Source organism: Novipirellula caenicola, assembly GCF_039545035.1.
Classification (GTDB): domain Bacteria; phylum Planctomycetota; class Planctomycetia; order Pirellulales; family Pirellulaceae; genus Novipirellula; species Novipirellula caenicola.
Genome location: NZ_BAABRO010000031.1, coordinates 42,420 through 61,589, shown reverse-complemented (window position 1 = coordinate 61,589; position 19,170 = coordinate 42,420). Strand labels below are relative to the sequence as shown.

Here is a 19,170-nt window from a genome sequence, read left to right as displayed (position 1 = left end):
CATCGGTGATCGCACCGGCACTGGTCAGGCTCAGGTTGCCCGATGTGTTCACGCCGGCGATTTCGGTATCGCTGTCTTCCTGAATCGTGACCGCACCAGCGGAGTTGAACGTCAACGTATTGGTGTTGAATGTACCGTCGACACCGACCGTGATCGCCGAACCGCTCAGATTGGTGTTACCAGTCGCTGTCAGCACATCATCAGCGGATTCACCTAGTGTGATCGCACCCGTGGCAATCAGCGTTGCGTCACCGGTCACGGCAATCGTTGTGGCCGCTGAATCGTCATCGGTGATCGCACCGGCACTGGTCAGGCTCAGGTTGCCCGATGTGTTCACGCCAGCGATCTCCATCGCACTGTCTTCTTGAATCGTTACTGCGCCCGATGAGGTGAAGCTCAGCGTACCGGCATTGAAGGTTCCCGCCGGTCCCACATCAATGGACCCGCCATTGAATTTCGCGTTGCCACCAATGGTGATCATGTCGGCCGCGTTATCGTTCAGGACGATGGTTCCGCCAGACGAACTGATCGTTGCATCGTTACCAGCCGAAATCACGCCAACGCCACTGTCGGTCACGTTCGACCCAGCCGATAACACTAGGCTAGTAGCCGCCGTGAGGCTGATGATATTGATGGCGTTCAGTTCGTTGATGGTCGTTGCACCACCTGACTGCGATTGAACGTCAACGACGTTGGTCTTGACATTGACATCACCACCCGCGATCGCGAACAACAAATTTGCCTCAATATCTCCGGCTGGCGCTGTGATGTGACGCCCCGCAGACAGACTGACCGTAGAGCCTGCAGCCTTGATCGTGCCGCCGAAAATATCGGACGTTGCACCAGCAGCAGTCAGACCAACTGATCCGCTCGTTGCAACCACGTTGGTTGCGTTGATCGTGCCATCCGCTGTGACGGAAATCGAACCGGAGGCGGTAGTCACATCCGTCAGATTCAAAGCGCCAATACCATGTAGTAGCACATTTCCCGAGGTCAATGACTTAGCCGTGACAACGCTGCCGGCAGCCAGTTCCAAACGCGTATCGCCACCGGTGGTAAACGGCATGCCGCCGATTTCGTCTTGGGCTTTGAGGGTGATTGTTTTGCCAACACCTGGCGCGGAGAGGTCAGCGGTGGCGTCATCTTGCAGGTCGTTGATGCTGCCGCCGGTGCTTTCGACACTGATATTACCAGTTGTCGCCGTCAGTTGGTCAATGTAGATGTCGTTACTGTCGATGACTTGCAAGTCACCGACGCCAGCGGTGGCGTCGATGGAGAAGACGTCGATCTCCAGTGGATTGCCAGCACCGATGCTGCCACTTGTGGCGGTCATCACCAAGCGACCGTTGGCGGCGTCAATGTCCAAGCCGCCAACCGGATTTCCGGCGAAGACAGTGTCGCCGTTGTCAATGATGTTCCCTGTGGTCGTGGTGATCGTGACCGCCGCCGCCGCTAACGTCGGCACCGTGTTGTTGATGTGAGTCGTCTTCAACCCCGACAAGCTGATATTGCCATTCGCCGCCAGCAAAATCGTGCCGCTGCCAGCGTCAAAGAGGCTGCCGTCGGATTGTGTGATGACAGCACCGGTGTCGTTCGCAGTGACTTCAATGTCACCGCTGGTGCTGGTGATGTCGCCGCTGGCGGAGAAAGTAGCGTTGCCGCCGGTAGCGATGAGCTTGATTTTACCCGAGGCCGAAGTGATCACGGAGGTCGAGGCTATGTTCTCCGCTGCGGTAAGTGTGATCTTGCCGTTCAACAAAGTGCTAACAGCCTTGTAAATATTGATGCTCTGTCCTGATCCGCCAGCCGTCAGCACGATGTCGCCGCCATCGGCGGTGATGCCGCTGCTGGTTATGGCACCATCGACCGTAATTGTGCCGTCGGCGGTGACAATTGTCACATCGTCATCATCGTCAGTGCCGTTCTGATCAATTCGTGTAATCGAAACGTGATTGGCTTCGAGGATGTTGATAACGCCGTCAGCGTTGGTGATATCCAGGCTGCCGACCGAGGTTTCGATGGGATTACCCACGATTCCGACACCGCTGGCGGCGTTGATGACAACACCGCCCGCGGACATCAGGTCGGTATTGGTGGTGCCTTCGTTGGCATCGAGAACCGCACCGCTGGTGGTGGTCAGCGTGATCGAATCGGCCGTGTTACTGGTGGACTGCACCAAGCCGAGCGTGATATTGCCATCGGCGGAGATGGCAGCCTTGCTGGCACCAGAATTGATGACAGTTCCGTCAACCATCGTGACCACCCCGCCATTATTTAATGGCAAGGCTACCGTGTCGGCGGTGATTGTGATCGGATTCCCTGCAGCGGAGGCGCCATTACTGACCGTAACAACGTCGAAGATAATATCGTCGTCGGCGGTCAGCGTGATCGCGCCGTTGGTTGCCGAGACGTTTCTGTTGACTGTCAAAATACCCGCGTCCGAACCGTCCGCGTCGACATCGATTTCAACCATGCCACCGCTGGCGTTATTCGCAACACCGATCACGCCGTCGACTGTGTTGATCTGGACGTTGCCCAGGTTGTTGATGTGAATCGCAGAACCAGCAACTAAGGCGTTTGTCATATCGTTGTGTGCGGCAAGCGTTCCAACGGTAACATCGATGTCTTCACCGTTTGTACCGATACCAGCGCCGGTTTGGATTGCCAGATTGTTGACGGTGATGTCAGCGGTATCGGTACCGGTTTGGTCCAAAACTGCACCGCCAGTGATAAGCGACAATGTGCCGTAGCTAAAGCCTGTCTTGGGCTGGTTGATGGCACCACGCAAATTGATGTTGCCCGTGTTAATCGCCTTGGCCGTCTCGGTTGGATCGAGTTGTCCGATCTTGACGATTGCCGCCGTCACGAAGTCCAGCTCAGTGTCGGTCAGGCTCAATTGTCCAGCGGTCTCGGCACCCAGGCTGATTGCACGGGTGTCAGTGTAGGGGCGGATGACAACGTTGGCCGTGCCAGCGTTGACGGCGGACAGAATCGCGAGGTCATTTTGAACCAGTGTGACGTTACCGTTCGCGGTCGTTATCCCGGTCGTGCCGTCGATTCCTGGCGAAGCGGGAATCGTCACGTCATCGATGTCGCGGAACTCAAAGCTACTGCCTGTCCCTGAAACAATGGCCACCAACTCATCAACGTCATTGTCACCAACAAGCAATACGCTATCGGCAGCGGCAAGTTTTAGATTGGTAACCGTCAGCCTTCCCGGAATCGTGTCGGTAATTGTACTGCCAGTCTTAAGAATCAGCGTGTTAGACTTCGATGGCGAGATCGTGATCGGATTGGAAATACTGATCGCACCCGATTCTGATCCGCTATCGTTACGACCTATTTCGATGGATTCTGCCGTAATTGTTGCTAGCTCAGCGTTGCTAAGCACAATGTCGCCACCGAATGTTGCACCGAGTGAGATCAATTGGTTGGCTTGGCTGTTACGTAACGTGGTGCGTCCATTGACGCTCGAAATCGTGCCAGAAAGCCCCATCGATGAAGCCGTGATACGGATCGCATTATCTGTGGCATTGGCCGTTGAGATCAGACCAGAGTTAGTGAAATCACCGAATCCTAATCCGTCATAGTCAGAATCGATAATGATTGTGCCGGTGCCGAGCGTACCGATGGCACCCGTTCCCGAAATTGCCACGCTCTCGCGTGCACTTATCACAATGTTGCCCGCACCGCTCGTTTGAACAGTTGCATTGATCGAAATGATATCTTTGGACGTCATCGTCACCAGACCATTCGTCGCGGTGATTGAGCCGCCCAGTCCTTTCGCAATCGAACCCTCTCCAGAAACGTCGATCGCATATCCACTGGCCATATTGGACATATTGTTGATCGTCAATGTGGTTCCGATGACCTGATTGACAATCACGTCGCCAGTGACTGACGCACCCGTATTTGCTACCGTGAGGGTGCCTGCGTTGGTGCGAACATTCGTGCCTGCATTGGAGTTGATCGTGAGGTTACTCGCATTAATGTAACCAGTCGCTAGTCCGGCTTCGGACTTAACCGATCCGGTCGAGCTGGTAAGCGTGACGGGGACGTTGATAGCAGGATTAATTTGATCCAGCGTGATATTGCCAACTGCGTTCGCAGATAAAGTTGACGCCGCCAGTATTAAAGTTTTTGATTCGATTAGACCTTGTGAAGTCAGGGACACGTTTGTCGGGGCCGCGCCACCAGAGGTACCCTCGATCTTGTCAAAGACAAGGCCGCCCGAACCTGCTGCAATTGTGACATTCGCAGCGTTGGCTTGAATCGTATTTAGTGTAACGCTTCCCGCACCCGATCCTGTGATATTGACCGCCCCTTGCGAGCTGATGTTGGCACCGGCGTTGGCGGTGGTGATCGATTGTGCCGCCAGGGTGACGGTTCCTGTGCCGGTGGTCGTCAAGGTTCCGGCGAGCGTGATGGTGTCGTTCGCACCCAGGTTAATGTTGACGTTGGCGGCCAATGACATCGCATTGAGGGTAAGCGAATCGGCTTTAGTACCGCCATTGATCGTCAACGAGGTCAAACTCGTGGTGCTGATCGTTGTGTTTTCAAACGTCGAACCGGAGAGGATGAGGTTACTTCCCGATTGCGTCAGCATCGCGTCAGTATTATCGACCAACGAGGGCAGGTTAAAGATCGCGTTGGTAGCGGTTCCGGTGTTGGTGATCGGTTCCAGACCGGTGTAGGTAATCAACCGGTTGGCCCCGGCGTAACCGATGCCGGTGCCGACACTGAATCCTACGCTGCCGTCGTTGGCGTTGGTGTAGTTGTAGGTGTGAGTGGCGTACTGGCCGGCCAAACCAACCACATTGAGCACGTCGCCAGGCAGCGGGGTGTCGTGTCCTTGGCCGTTGACGATCAAGCCACCGGCGGGCAATGGGTTGCCGCCGGAAAAATCGACGGTGAAGGTGTCGTCGCCGTTGCCGCCGTTGATGGTCAGCGATTGGCCGGTCCCGGCCAATGACGCCAATGGCCGCGAATCGATGGTGGTTCCATTAACTTTCACCGCGACGTTCTCGCCGACACGAACGACCTGGATGGCGTCATTGTTCGCTGTGCCTGCGATAGTGACAGGCCCATCGACGACGATGACGACATCATTGCCATCCCCCCCAGCGTAGGTGATTCGCGCAGTCAGACCGCTGGTCCAGCCGCTATTGGCGTTTGTCAGTACCGTGCCTTCGGGAAGACCTGCGAATGTGCCCGTACGTGTTGCGGACCCGGCAACGTCAATGATCTTGAAGGCATTGCCAGCGACAATGGTTGCCCCAGTCAGATCTAGTTGCAAAGTTGCAGTCTCTGAACCGAGTGCTACCGTTGTCACGGTCGGTGAGGTCGCCAACAACGTGTCGTAAGTGGACTGGCTGGTGATATCAATCTTCAACTTGCCGGTATCGAAGTCCGCACCGCTGTTGAGGGTCAGCGTGCCTGTTGGGTCGACGGTGCCTGAGTTCGTGATGATCTGGCCGGTCACTGTCCCGTTGCCCGACAATACCTTGCCGCTACCAAGTCGCAATCCACCGGCGGCGTTGATCTCTCCAGTGACGGTTGTCGAGTTGCCTAGAATGGCTCCATTGGTATCAAGGATAGTCAAAGTGTGCGCAGAATTGACCACTACCGAACCAGCAGTCTCGAACCCAGTATCGGTCCCATTTCCAACAGTCGCATTTCCGCTGGTGACGACTTGCGCCGATACTGATGCACCTTCGATCCGGGACGTGAGCACACCGTTGACCGTCAGCGTCGAACTGGCGTCGATCTTCACAACATCAACGGTACCGACAACAGCCTTTGTTGCATTCCCGACGAGCGTGACCTCGTCCGTACTGTCACCGTTTTCCATCGATAGGATGATCTTGCCGGTGATACTGGTCAGCGGGATGGTCACTTTGCTGGCGGGCGTCGTTACATCTCGCGTGAAGCCAACTGAGGCCAAGCCGATCGGCAATGGGCTCACGTTGGTGTCTTCAATCACCAGATTCCCACCATCGACGGACAGTTTGAGCTTATCATTGCTCGCGGCGCGTACGTCCGTGATGAGCAAGTTACCCAAGCCATCAAGTTCAAGCTTCGTTGTTGCGATGGTGTAGGTTTCGTCGGTTGGTGCCGTGCCATTGGCGATGACATTGCCAGCGACGTCGGCCAAGCCATCGGTCGTCTTGACATTTAGGTCAATTGTGCCGTCACCCGTCCCGGTGGATACGGTCACGGTAAAGGTCGAAGAAACGCCTGTTGTTGGCGTGACCGAACTGATCGCCGCGCCAGTGGGAATCGACGTGCCTCCAAGCTCAAAGTCGCCAATGGCAACGGTTGTCGCATCAATCGGCTCACTGAACGTCACCAAGAAGTCAACGCTAGCAGCCAAAGTCGGATTAGCATCCGCCGCGCCCGTACGCACGATTGAAACAACGGTAGGTGCGAGAGTATCGATATCGAATTCTGGTTCGACACTGTAGGGTTCTTGGTCATTGCCAGCAATATCCTTCGAACCGGTGACATCAACCGTGACACCATTCTCTTCCTCATCGCCATCGACCAGCGTAAAACTGCGGGTAAAGACCGTGTCGCCCATGCTCCACGTGCCGACCGCAACTGGCGACCAACTTCCAGTACTGAAAGTAATGTTTGGAACAGTCGACGTGTCCATCGCTTCGTCAAACGTGACAGTTACTTGCTGAACCAGATCACCTTCGTAGACTAAGTCGGTGTCTACTTCTACAGATAATACTGCCGGAGCAACAGTGTCGACTTCGGTACCGCTGGAGATTCCGGTCTCGGCAACCATCGTGTTACCGGCCACGTCCTGAGCACCCGAAACATCCACCAGGACATCAGCCAATTCCACATTGGCATCGGCCACCGTGAAGTCGAGCGTGTAGGTCGTCGAATCGGTCCACTGACCATTGGTCGGACTAGTCAACGTCGTGCCTGCGTTGGTCGCAATCACAGGAGCAACACCGGTGTCCATGGCTTCGCTGAAGTTGACCGTCAATGTGACCGTCGCGGTGTCGTCGGCTTCGTTGATTAACGGATCCCCGAATGAAGCATTCACCGTCACCGTCGCTGGAGCAACAGTGTCGACTTCGGTACCGCTGGAGATTCCGGTCTCGGCAACCATCGTGTTACCGGCCACGTCCTGAGCACCCGAAACATCCACCAGGACATCAGCCAATTCCACATTGGCATCGGCCACCGTGAAGTCGAGCGTGTAGGTCGTCGAATCGGTCCACTGACCATTGGTCGGACTAGTCAACGTCGTGCCTGCGTTGGTCGCAATCACAGGAGCAACACCGGTGTCCATGGCTTCGCTGAAGTTGACCGTCAATGTGACCGTCGCGGTGTCGTCGGCTTCGTTGATTAACGGATCCCCGAATGAAGCATTCACCGTCACCGTCGCTGGAGCAACAGTGTCGACTTCGGTACCGCTGGAGATTCCGGTCTCGGCAACCATCGTGTTACCGGCCACGTCCTGAGCACCCGAAACATCCACCAGGACATCAGCCAATTCCACATCGGCATCGGCCACCGTGAAGTCGAGCGTGTAGGTCGTCGAATCGGTCCACTGACCATTGGTCGGACTAGTCAACGTCGTGCCTGCGTTGGTCGCAATCACAGGAGCAACACCGGTGTCCATGGCTTCATCGAAGGTCACCGTCAGCGTCACCGTGCCGGGGATATCTCCCTCAGTGACTAGGTCGTTTGCGTCATCAAACGCGACCGTGCTTACTGATGGCTGAGTCGTGTCGACAAGGACATTTATTAGCGTTGGAGTTTCATTGGTCGGGGTCGTAAAATCGAGGTCGGCGTTGGCTCCGCCCGCGTCTTTGATCGTGCCTCCATTAAGGTCGATCACGCTGCCTATCCCGATGCCGTCAGTGTCCGTTTGACCGTTCAGGACCGTGTAGCGGAACTTCAAGGCCGTTGTTGTCGAACTACTGGGGTCGTAAAAAGCTTGGACTGTCGCGGAACCGATTGTAACAGCAATTGATGGAACTCCCCCGCTAGTATCCACAACAACCGATTCGTCGTAGTTAACGGTAAATTCGAGAATATCATCCGCTTTGTAGTTGCCATCAATTGGACCGCTGACGGCGACAATGGCGGGGGCGACATTGGTGACCGTAATCGGGATGGTGATGGTGGATTCAAGCGAATCACTGCCGTCCCCGTGGTATCCATCGTCATTGATCGTCAAAGTCAACGTTGCCAATCCGTTCCAGTTTTCTGTGGGTGTGAAGGTCAACCCATTGAGCTTTGAATTAATATTCGCAATCGTACTCGTGCCGGTTACCGTTCCACTGCCGCCGTTGATATATACGGTAGTAGAACCATCGCCGGTGACCGTACTATCGACATTTGCGACGCTGATCTCGCCCGCGCCTGCGGTCACTTCAATCTTGAGCAGAAAACGAGGACTATCCGCGCCCGGACTACTGGTATCGACATCGCCGATCGTTAACCGATTTGCGTTTGTGTCATTGAAGACGAGCGGTGTGTCTTCGGCAGTGGTTTGGGCATCGGCCGACTCGTTGTTGGCAACCGGAATATTGTTGAATGCGATAAACGGAGCATCATTACTTGCTGTAAGCTCAACGGTCACGGTTTCGGCGGAAGATTCATTCCCAGCGGCATCAATCGCGACAACCGTGAAAGCCTCCAGGTTCTCACCATATAAATTGGCTGTTGGGGTCCAAGTGAGCGAGTTGCCAGGCTTAAGGGTGTCATCTAGCACAGCATCGCCACTCCCTTGAGTGAACGCCACGGTACCGTTGGCGATGGATTGAATCTTTAGTGCAACAACGCCCGAGTTATCCGCTGCAGACAACTCGACAAGTAATTCATTGTACGTTTTGGTGAGTGTCGTGTCTTCATAATCGCCGTCTTGGTAGTACTTGCTATCTAGCGTTGGCACGACTGAATCGGCATAAATGACAACGTCGTTGCCGGTGCCGCCAACGTATGAGATTCGCCCCGTGAAATTATCGATGGCTACGACTGCACCTTCCGCTAGGCCCGAGAAGGTTCCCGTGATTGGATTGGGGCCTTGGTTGTCTATGATTGTCATAATCTCGGTGTCAACATCGGCAGTTGCACCTCCGATTAGGTTCAGAGAACCATTTGTCAAGTCCACGTCCCCAGTGACAATTATCTTGTCGTAATCGCCGCCGGTAGCGGGTGCAGCGGCACCGGGCGTTGTGTAGGGCGAAATGATTTCAACGTCCAGCGCGCCGCTCAGCGTGTAGTTTCCATTGACCGTCGTGGTTCCTGGGCTGTTTCCAGGAGCATGCACACCGTCGCTCGGGATATTGACGTTTCCGTTGATTGTACCGCTGCCCGCAAGCGTTCCGTCGACCGTCAGCGATCCAGCGCCGGTGACAGCTCCATTGACGACGAGTTTGCCGCCGGAGGAGACGTGGATATCGCCGCCTGAGGCGGCGAGGCTGCCGGTGATGGCGAGCGTGCCCGCGTTGACAGCAAGCGTTGGGCTCGTGCCGGTGGATTTTTTGAGCGTGCCACCGGTGACGGTGACGTTCCCGCCGCTGATGGTGATTGCGGGAGAGTCGTCTGAGGCGCCGATTTCTTGTGTACCGAGGTCGAGAACGACGTTCACATTTGGGGGGGCTTCGGCGGTGAGGTTGGCGGCCTCATTGGCAGTCGCTTTGACTTGAATTTCGACCTGGTTCGTCACACCCGTTTTTGCTTGGACCGCCGTGAGCAGGTTTTGCAAGGATCCGCCAGCTGCGGTGAGCGTTAGTTTGGGTGTCACGCCAATTGGCGTGCTGGCGATTTCGCTGTCAATGACCGACGCGATGAGGTCAGCCGCTTCGCTTTCATTCGCTGGGATGTCAAGGTTCCCAGAACCATCGACGGCCTGCGTGCCCGTGGCGGTGACGATTGTTCCACCGGCGGGTAGCATTTCAACAGCGCGGGCGATCGATCCGGTGGAGGTGACGTAAACCTTGTCCGAAACGACTTCTGCAAATCCTTTGTACGCCCCAAAGGTGGATCCGTGGGTCGGGTGCAGTTTGTCCGGGTAATGCAGGATGCGGGCTTCGATGGCCAAGGCGTCTGGTGCGGTCAGTGATGAGGCGTCAATGTCGAAACCACCGATGGTCCAACGGGTGCCTGTCGCGTCAGCCCTCAAGAAGGCAAAACCGTTATCCGGCGCAAATTCCAGATCGTAGACGCCGCTGCCTGAAATGCCCCGGAACAGCGTATTACCAAGATCAACGGAAGTGGGCGGTGCAACGCTCCCAGTACCAACACCGTCGAATCGCAGTGCTGATCCCCACCCGCCGGTGATTTCAGAGCTCCCGCCACCAAGCTCAACACCATTGAAAGACAGGCCGGATACATCGCTATATCGCTGAATGCCGATCATCTGGGTGCGATATTTACCCGAGACATCAATATCGGATAGCGCGATGGTGCCCGAAGGACTTACGCCGGTACCGTCGCCTGCTCCCACTCCACGGAACTGGATACCAAGCTGAGCGCCGCTACTGCTGGGCGATTCCACGCGATTGCCAACCAAGCTCAGGTTGCTGAGCGTTGCGTTGTTGTTGTAGCCGAAGAACTGAATGTCACCTTGGCCGCCGCTGCCGTTGATACCGTTGTTGGCAAAGTCGAGATTGGTGAGGGTTACCGAATCGACGATTGCGGAGACTGAAGGGTCGCTGCCGTTGTACGCTGATGCGCCTAGGTAGAAACCTTGGCTCTTGAAATTTTCCACCGAGCCGTTATCCAGGCTGACGGAGGAGACATTGGCATTGCCGTCAATACGCAGCCCGATATTGGCTGTGTTTTGACCGTCCAAATTTACGTTACTGATCGCAACATCCGCGTTTGCAGGAAAGCTTGCACCCGTGATGTTAATGACGTTGCCGGAACTAGCCTGAAGCGTTGTTGTCGCGTTTCCACCAACACCCGTCGCTCCGACGATATTCACCGGTTTGCTGATAACAAGGTTTTCGGTGAAAGTGCCTGCAGCGAGATTGATCGTGCCGCCGATGCTGGGGAGATTGTTGATGGCGTGCTGGATTGATTCTCCAACCGCCACGTCGACGGAAGCCTCGTAGGAAATCGTCACAGCGTCATGGGCGGTGAAGCTGGTCGCTCCTGTGGCGCCTTCCATTACGCTAAACGTTTGGCCGTGGGTGATTTGGGCGGAAGGCGTGAACGTCCACGAGCCAAGGCCATCACTAGCATTTCCATCGCTTGCATCATTACCAACGTCAACAAATGTCTCGATGCCATCAACGTAAACTGTTGATCCTGCAGTCGCTGTTCCTGTAATGGTCGGTGTCAAATCGTTTGTCGACGCCGTGTCCGCGGTTACCCCTGCGATATCGGCAAAGTCTTCGCTTTCACCGATTCCCGTAATGTCGGCGGCCAGTAGTTCGCGCCGCTCGAGCGTTTCTACGGTGACTCCCGCTTGCTGCGTGCTGGCGAATCGCGGACGACGTCGGCGGTCCGTTTTGCGTTCAAAGCTAAACAACCACGGCAACATCGCGGTGTAGGGAACCGCTGGACGCTTTTCGATTCGCACGATGAACGGTGGATCGGTAATCATCCGCACAATCGCCATCAGACCCAAGCCGATCTTGGCTAGCCAGGCACCGCGAAAGGCTTCGCGGAAACGCTCGAGTCGAGCCGCTCGCTTCTCGGCCCATGATTGCCGCCGTGATTCGAGTCGGTCGGACCAACGGCGAACCCGCTGACGCAGTTTTTCGACGCGAGAAAGACGATTGAGGCTTGTACCCGAGAGATTGGAATTGCGGCGAAGGGACATGGTGAGTTACCTAATGATTCAATGACTTGGGGCGAAGAAAACGACTTCTAAACGCGTCCGGCAGCATCGCGTACCTAGAAGAAGAAAAATAATTCAGCAACAAAATGCGTTGCACATGGTGGAGTCCGCGTCTCTAAGGACCATGTCGTGCAACAAAAAGGCTTCGTAAACGCGAAGAAAGCCGAAGGTCCCCCATGTGATGCGGTCGACGCAACATTGGGACCATCGGCTCGTGACGCACAATCACAATCGCAGGGGCTCGAGGCATGACGACGGCAGGGGGTGATAGGTGAACAGGCGATGCCATACGGTGATTTCACGGATGGAATGGTTGCATTTGTTGGCCGCCATCAAGCGGCCTTTCTCGTTCGCTCACGCCACATCATGTGCGTAAGCGGACCAATAAAATCGTTTGTTCATGCGGGGGGTAGCATCCTGCTCATGCCAGCAGCAGCATAAACGATTGAATATGCGGGGGGGTAGTGATGGCGGAAAATTATTTCGCAATCACCTCGAAGAAACACCCGTTCAATCAAGCAGACCGCATGGTGAGGCGTGTTGCGTGCCCGTAACGCACCATTAGTGGATTGGTCAATGCCTTTGAGGGATTTGCGTTTTTTTTCGTGTGTGCGAAGGTCACTGACGATTTGCGACGGAGCTTCGGAGGTGAACAGAATGGCACCCCCCAAAGGCATTGGGTGGGTTTCTCATCGGACGGGTCGTGTGGAGTTCGCGAGGCAGCGCGCCATTTTGCACAGCTCGGGTGCATGGGGTGGTGTGTCCGGTCACCTGGGGGTTGCTACAGCTCCGGTGCAACTGCGTCGCTCTTGCAGACGTTGTTGTCATGCGCAAAAAAACTGATTCTGTTAACGAGGAAAAAAGGGACAGGGCTAAGATGGAGCGGGTGGGGCGGCCCTCTGGGGGACTGGTGGCGGCTAAAGTTCCGAGCTCGGGTTTTGGCCGAATTGCCAGTTACCGAACGCTTTAATCACGTCAAACGTTCTCCGGTGTTTTAGCACAGGTTCGGATCGCTCGATCGACTTTGCAGCGTCGGTTGAACCACGGAGCCGACGAGGTGAGTGGCACTGAGAACTTGGTTCGATCGTGGCCCGATTCCTAGCGAAATCCGGCATTTTGGTCGCCGATCGTTGCCGCGGTTTTCCATCGCGAACTCATTGAATGCTGTGTTGATTTCCCCCATCTCGAGGTGACTCGCTGAAGCGTTCACGCTCATTTCGAGGAGGCTGGGGACGATGCGTTTCCGTTCGCCAGCGAAGCGAACCGATGTGCGCTAGATGTGACCGTTTACACTTGTTTTTCGCTCGTTAATCGCCTCGGGCATTTCACCCTGAAGGGGATTCTTTCAGTGTGCTACGGACACAGCATGTGCAACACATTGTCCTTTCGAGAGTGCTTGTTCGGCCTGTTTGTCATTCACCGTTGGCGAAGTCGGTTCGCGAAAGCAAAAGGGGACATGCAAGGAATGAAGGATGTGGTTCTAGCGGTGGGCGAGCACAGCAATCCGAAATGCCCCGAGGGCCAACATCCTTTTCAAGAAAAGTCGGACAGTCTGAGACCGAAGACCACAGGCGAGGTGAGGTTGCCAAGTTGCAATGCGACTTGGCGGAATGCCCGAAGCGAAGTTGAGGAGGTGCATCAGAATGGGATGCTGTTTAGCACATTAAAACTCAAGTCGACCAATGCAATGCCACGCATTGAAGCGTGGCATTAGGGAACGTTCGTGCTGCATGATTCATTGCACACTGCGCAGTGGAAGGAAAGGTCTTGTTTCGCAGGAATGTTAGCGAGGCATGCTTTGCAGCAGTTCGGTAAGATTGAATCGGGCGTACGGTTGCTCGGCGGCGGGGGCGTTGTGGGTGGCGTTGGCAACGTAGAAGACGCCGTCTTCGGGGATGAAGAGCACGTTGTGGAGGTTCGACTTCATCGCCACGGGACGACTCATCAGCCATTGGGCGGCTTCGACGTCGATCTCGCCGTATCGCTGCTGGATTCGCTCTCGCAGTGTTTCCAGTCGTGAACCCGACGACAACGCCAACACATTGGGGATTCCATCGCCGAGTCGTGGATCGCTTTGACCTGGCATGATGAACTCGATCGATTCGGGATCCGCTGCGACACCGACTGCTTGCCTGCTCTTCCCGTCGGCGAACACGTAGAAGTACTCACACGTTCTCGGCGAGTCCTGCCACAGCGTCATCACTTCGTCCAGCGTCGAGCATTCCTCGAGTGCCCGCCGCATCAAAGTTGCCATCGGCACGCCATCCCATTGGCCTTCGCCATGGCCGCCCATCTCGCCGAGTGATATCGCTTGGTCGTTCATCCCGCTGACGCTGCCGATGAATCCGGCATAGCCAATATTCGCAAACGCATGCTTACCGTCGACCGCAACAATAAAAGTGGTCGCGGCATCTTGCAGTCCAATCGTGGTCATGTAGTCCAAGACGCGGCCGTGATACAGTTTGCCGTCTTTGCTTGCGGGGCCCGAAACGGCGAAACCGGAACAGTGAAACAGTTCGGGAAAGACGTTGATCGCGTGTGCCGTGGATGGATCGATGTTAATTGCCTTGGCAAACGCCAACGTTTCACGCTTATGGTCTTCGGGAATGTGCGGAGCAAGTCGAGCGTAGGCCGCGTCCAAATCGTGCCGAAACCAACGCCCGGTGCGAATGGTGTTCACGGTTCCAAAGGTGTACAGCACCGAATCAATACATCGCTGCGACTCGACGGCCAATAGCCGGCCATGGGCGTCGCCGATCTGCTCGGGCGTTCCTTTTAGCAAGACAACACGTTGGCCATCGATCCAGCGAAGTTCGCCACCGGGAACCTGGCGGGCTTTTGGCTGTGGCGACGTCAGCAGTCGCGACGGCGACAGAATCTCTAGTGCCCGTCGTGTCCCGCGTGTGATGCTGCGTTCGAGTTCCGGACGCTCAAGCACCACTTGTTTGAAATCCACCCAGTCGTCTACTTTTGCCATCTCGGGCAAACTGTCTTGGATCGTCAACGTCCCGCGGTGTTTTTCGCCGACATTGATCTCGATTTTCTTGCCGCCGTTGTGGAATTGCAACGAGACGTCGTTGCGGAGTGTCCAGTGCTGCCGATTCACGTTGAAGTCCATCTTCAATAACCCTGTCAACATGTGAGCGACCGCCTCAGAGTCGGTTTGCTGAAGCATTGGCACGACCATTGTCAACATCGAGCCACTTCCGACCAATCGGTTGGTGATTCCCCGCGGTGACAGTTGGTCCGACGCATCCACATCGCCCGATCCGAGGAAGACGGTTTGATGGTGAGGCAACGCAAACGCGGTCGCATCGGTCCGGCGTCGAATCCGCACGCTGTAGTCGCTGTGGATCAGGTCCAGGTCAAACGACTGGTCATCGAATCGGACGAGTCGCCCGTCAACATGTTGGACTTTGCCATCGAGAAGCACATCAATGTCCAAGGCAACCGCAAAGGAATCGGCACGTCCTGATAAACAGGAAAGCAGCGGCTGCAAGTTGTCGCCAAGCCGCGTTGCATTCGATTCGGCATGGATGGGAACTACCGTCACGAGCAGTAGTGAGAAGGCAAAAACACGTAAGAGAATGGCAATCATATTGAGTCGGTATTTCGTGCTTGATGGGGGTAAAGAACAGGCATTGTTGTCGATTCGATGCAGCTGATTGTAATGCAAATGCGGCCACGCGAGGGTGGGGGAAGCCGTCGCTGTTGGCTGGGCTTCGCGGGGGACTGTGAACGTGCAGGACAGTGAACGCGAGGGCCGGCAATCTGGGCCGCTATTTGCCACCGCGTTTTAAGTGCGGCGTTTCTTAGGGGCGACGTGTCTTAGGGGCGACGTGTCTTAGGGGCGACGTGTCTTAGGGGCGACGTGTCTTAGGGGCGGCGTGTCTTAGGGGCGGCGTGTCTTAGGGGCGGCGATGCGATGTGGTTTTTCCAGCGAAAGTGGCTGGGTTTCGATTTTTTTGTCGGGACGGTAACGATGGCAATCAAAACGCGACTAAAATGGGGGTCTTCCTCCCTATCCATCCCCCCCGTAATCGAGAAGTCGCGTGATGAATCGACTGTTCCTGCTGACTCTAGTGACCTGCCTTTGCTCGGGAGCTTGTTTTGCCGAGGACAAGTCGGATGCTTGGCAAGAAAAGAAAGCCAAGCATTTCAAACCGCTTAGTGAAGATCAGCTAAGTAAGATCGCAAGTGCGGTTCCCGAGCAGTTGGCGGCCGAGCCGAAACAGGATCGACGAGTGCTGGTGTTCTATCGCTGTGAAGGATTCGTTCACGGCTCGATTCCGTATGCAAATGAAGCGGTCAAACAAATGGGACAGAAAACGGGGGCGTTCGAGGCCGACTTTGCCGACACCTATGACGTGTTCACCCCCGAGAACTTGAAGCAGTACGATTGTATTTTGCTGAACAACACAACGGGAATGCAGTTTGAAACCGCCTCGCAGCAAAACGCGTTTCTGGATTTCATCTCCGGCGGCAAAGGCTTGGTCGGCTTCCACGCGGCGAGCGACAACTTTGGCCGTCATCCCGAGTGCCGTGCGATCGTGGGCGGCGAGTTTGGTGGACATCCTTGGACCGCAGGCGGCACATGGGCATTCAAATTGGATGATCCCGATCATGTGCTCAACCAGGCATTCAATGGCAAAGGGTTCTGGCATCAAGACGAGATCTACCAGTACAAATCGGATTCGTACGAAGGGCCTGAAGTGCTACGGATCCTGGTCAGCTTGGACATGAGCAAAGAAGAAGTTTCCAAGCGGATCAACGATGGACCTCGTGAAGTGCCGGTGTCGTGGATTCGCACCGCGGGGGACGGACGCGTGTTCTATACCAATCTGGGCCACCGCAACGAGACGTTCAGTCATCCGGTCGTGCTCAAACACATGCTCGACGGCATTCAGTATGCGATGGGTGATCTTGCCGCGGACGCGACTCCGACGGCAAAAGCCGAACCGACAGAAGCTGCACTGGCGCCAGCCAAGTGAGTTGCGGCGGGCACTGTCAATTTTTCCAGGCAACTGGGGAGAGGTCGGATGGGGCCTTTAGGCTTCGTGCGGGTGAGGGATGGCCGCGTGCACGCGAGGCGGCGTGCGGCGTGGATTGCTCGGACGGCCCTCACCCGAGCAATCGCCGGAGGCTCTGCTCGACCTCTCCCAAACAAGTTTGGGAGAGGTGGCATGCCGCAAGACAGCTTCGCACGCGCGGGGGCATACCGCAGTCACCTTTCCCGAGCGCAGCTGGGGAAAGGTTGGACGGGGCCTTTAGGCCTGGTGCGGGTGAGGGATGGCCGCGTGCACACGAGGCGGCGTGCGGCGTGGATTGCTCGGACGGCCCTCACCCGAGCAATCGCCGGAGGCTTTGCTCGACCTCTCCCAAACAAGTTTGGGAGAGGTGACATGCCGCAAGACAACTCCCAACTCCCAACTCCCAACTCCCAACTCCCAACTCCCAACTCCCATTCTCCCATTCTCCCATTCTCCCATTCTCCTGAGTTTCAATCGATGCTTTACTTGACGAATCAATTCTCCACCGCGGTGTTTAGCAGCTTGTTTGCTGTCTTGTTCATGACCGGTTTTGCGATCGCCGAAGAGCCCGCTGCTTGGGCGGCGAATCCGGATTTGGTCAAGAAGCTGAGTGCGAAACGCTCGTTCAATTACGACGAATCGAAGGTGCCTGACTACGAGCTTCCCGATCCGCTGACGATGAACGATGGGACCAAGGTTAGCTCGGCGGGGCAGTGGATGACGAAGCGTCGCCCCGAACTGTTGGAACAATTTCGGAACTTGGTCTACGGTCGTCGCCCGGACACTGCGTACCAAGTCACGTTCGAAACGACAGCAGAAATTGAAAACGCGTTCGAGGGACTGGCCACCGGACGCGGCATGAAGGCGATCATCACGGTCGACCAGCGAACGTACACGTTTCCCTTTGTTGTGTTTACGCCGAATCACACTACGGGAAAAACGCCAGCGGTGGTTGCGATCAACAATCGCTATTTCATTCCGTTGGAAAAGGCGGTGAGTGAGTCCGATCCGTATTGGCCAGTGAAGACGTTGTTGCAACAAGGCTATGCAGCGGCGACCTTCTACACCTCGCACGTCGATCCCGACAACAAGAATGATTACGCCGATGGGATTCGAGCTTTCTTTGCCAACGGCAATCCGCCCAGCGATGACGCTTGGCGTAGTTTGTCGGCTTGGGGATGGGGAGCAAGCCGAGTGTTGGATTATTTATCGACGCTGCCCTCGATCGATGCCAACCGGGTTGCCGTCGTCGGGCACTCACGCGGCGGCAAGGCGGCGATTTGGGCGGCGGCCGAGGACGAACGATTTGCGATCGCGTACAGCAACAATTCTGGCTGTGGCGGCGCCGCACTGTCGCGTCGCGGCTACGGAGAAACGGTTAAGCAAATCACCACGGTCTTTCCCCATTGGTTCACGCCACAGTTTGCCAGTTATGCGGACCGCGAGCACGAGCTGCCGATCGACCAACACGAAGCGATCGCGCTGGTTGCACCGCGAGCGGTGTACGTGACCAGTTCGGACGAAGACCTTTGGGCCGATCCCCGCGGCGAATATGCTTCGCTGGTCGCAGCCGCGCCGGTGTTCGAGTTGTTGGGTAAAACTGCGATCGATGAACCGACAATGCCGCCGCTCGACGGTCAGCGGATCGTGGGCCAAACCGGTTATCACGTCCGCAGCGGTGGTCATGGGCTCGGCCAAGTCGATTGGGATTTCTTTGTTAAGTTTATGGAATCGGTGTGGAGGTAACCGAGTTGCCGGGCGCCTCGCCTGAGCAGAGGTTGCGGGAGCATCGCGGCACAAGTCACTTCTCCCAAACAACGTTTGGGAGAGGTGGCATACCGCAGTCACCTTGCCCGAGCGAAGCAGGCGATTAGATGATGCAACCTTTTGGGGTGCCGATACAAAAACAGCTGGCCACGGGAATTCACCCGCGGGCAGCTGTTTTGAAATATAATTGGGGTGGCGCGTGGGACCCGGCCGCTGACGCGTCGCGGCTCAGTAGATCAACAAGCCGCCAAGAGTTTCGTCCGCTCTCAATTGCCTTTCGTACGCCGCCCAACGTGACCGAAAGTCTTGGCGACTTTCGCTACGACTACGGCGATGGCAGCGTCCGTTTATCGCTCAATGGCTTCTACTTTCACGCTAAACGGGTGGTTTTTATAGCGGTGCGGTGCAAGCCGCCCGGTCAAAATCGAACGTTTGACTCGCCGCAACCGGACGGGCCCCGCGCCGCTACTAAAGTGGATGGCATTGGCCTTAAGGCATCGGCTGGCGTGCGGGACCCGACCGCTGACGCGTCGCGGCTCAGTAGATCAACAAGCC

At 56.0% G+C, this 19,170-nt stretch carries 4 protein-coding genes; 2 read left to right on the top strand and 2 right to left on the bottom strand.

Annotated features, from left to right (window positions below; translation table 11 throughout):
• Both ABEA92_RS29935 and ABEA92_RS29930 read right to left on the bottom strand, forming a co-directional pair.
• Positions 1-11,800: beta strand repeat-containing protein (locus ABEA92_RS29935; RefSeq protein ID WP_345689307.1), on the bottom strand; the 11,800-nt coding region annotated here is incomplete at its 3' end.
• A 1,801-nt stretch (positions 11,801-13,601) separates the two neighbouring features.
• Entirely contained in the window at positions 13,602-15,416 is a 1,815-nt protein-coding gene (locus tag ABEA92_RS29930) for a C45 family autoproteolytic acyltransferase/hydrolase (RefSeq protein ID WP_345689305.1), read from the bottom strand.
• Positions 15,417-15,873: 457 nt separating this feature from the next.
• On the opposite strand from ABEA92_RS29930, the gene ABEA92_RS29925 reads away from it, so the two are divergent.
• Together ABEA92_RS29925 and ABEA92_RS29920 are read left to right on the top strand one after the other, a co-directional pair.
• Positions 15,874-16,809, top strand: a complete 936-nt coding sequence (locus ABEA92_RS29925; protein ID WP_345689303.1) for a ThuA domain-containing protein — start codon at positions 15,874-15,876, stop codon at positions 16,807-16,809.
• A 516-nt stretch (positions 16,810-17,325) separates the two neighbouring features.
• A complete protein-coding gene (locus ABEA92_RS29920; RefSeq protein WP_345689301.1) occupies positions 17,326-18,594 on the top strand; it encodes a glucuronyl esterase domain-containing protein in 1,269 nt (422 codons plus the stop codon).
• Positions 18,595-19,170: the final 576 nt, after the last annotated feature.

What these genes read in the sequence shown, in the direction of transcription:
- ABEA92_RS29930 (WP_345689305.1), bottom strand. Translation starts at nt 15,416, where the DNA reads ATGATTGCCATTCTCTTACGTGTTTTTGCCTTCTCACTACTGCTCGTG.
- ABEA92_RS29925 (WP_345689303.1), top strand. Translation starts at nt 15,874, where the DNA reads ATGAATCGACTGTTCCTGCTGACTCTAGTGACCTGCCTTTGCTCGGGA.
- ABEA92_RS29920 (WP_345689301.1), top strand. Translation starts at nt 17,326, where the DNA reads ATGCTTTACTTGACGAATCAATTCTCCACCGCGGTGTTTAGCAGCTTG.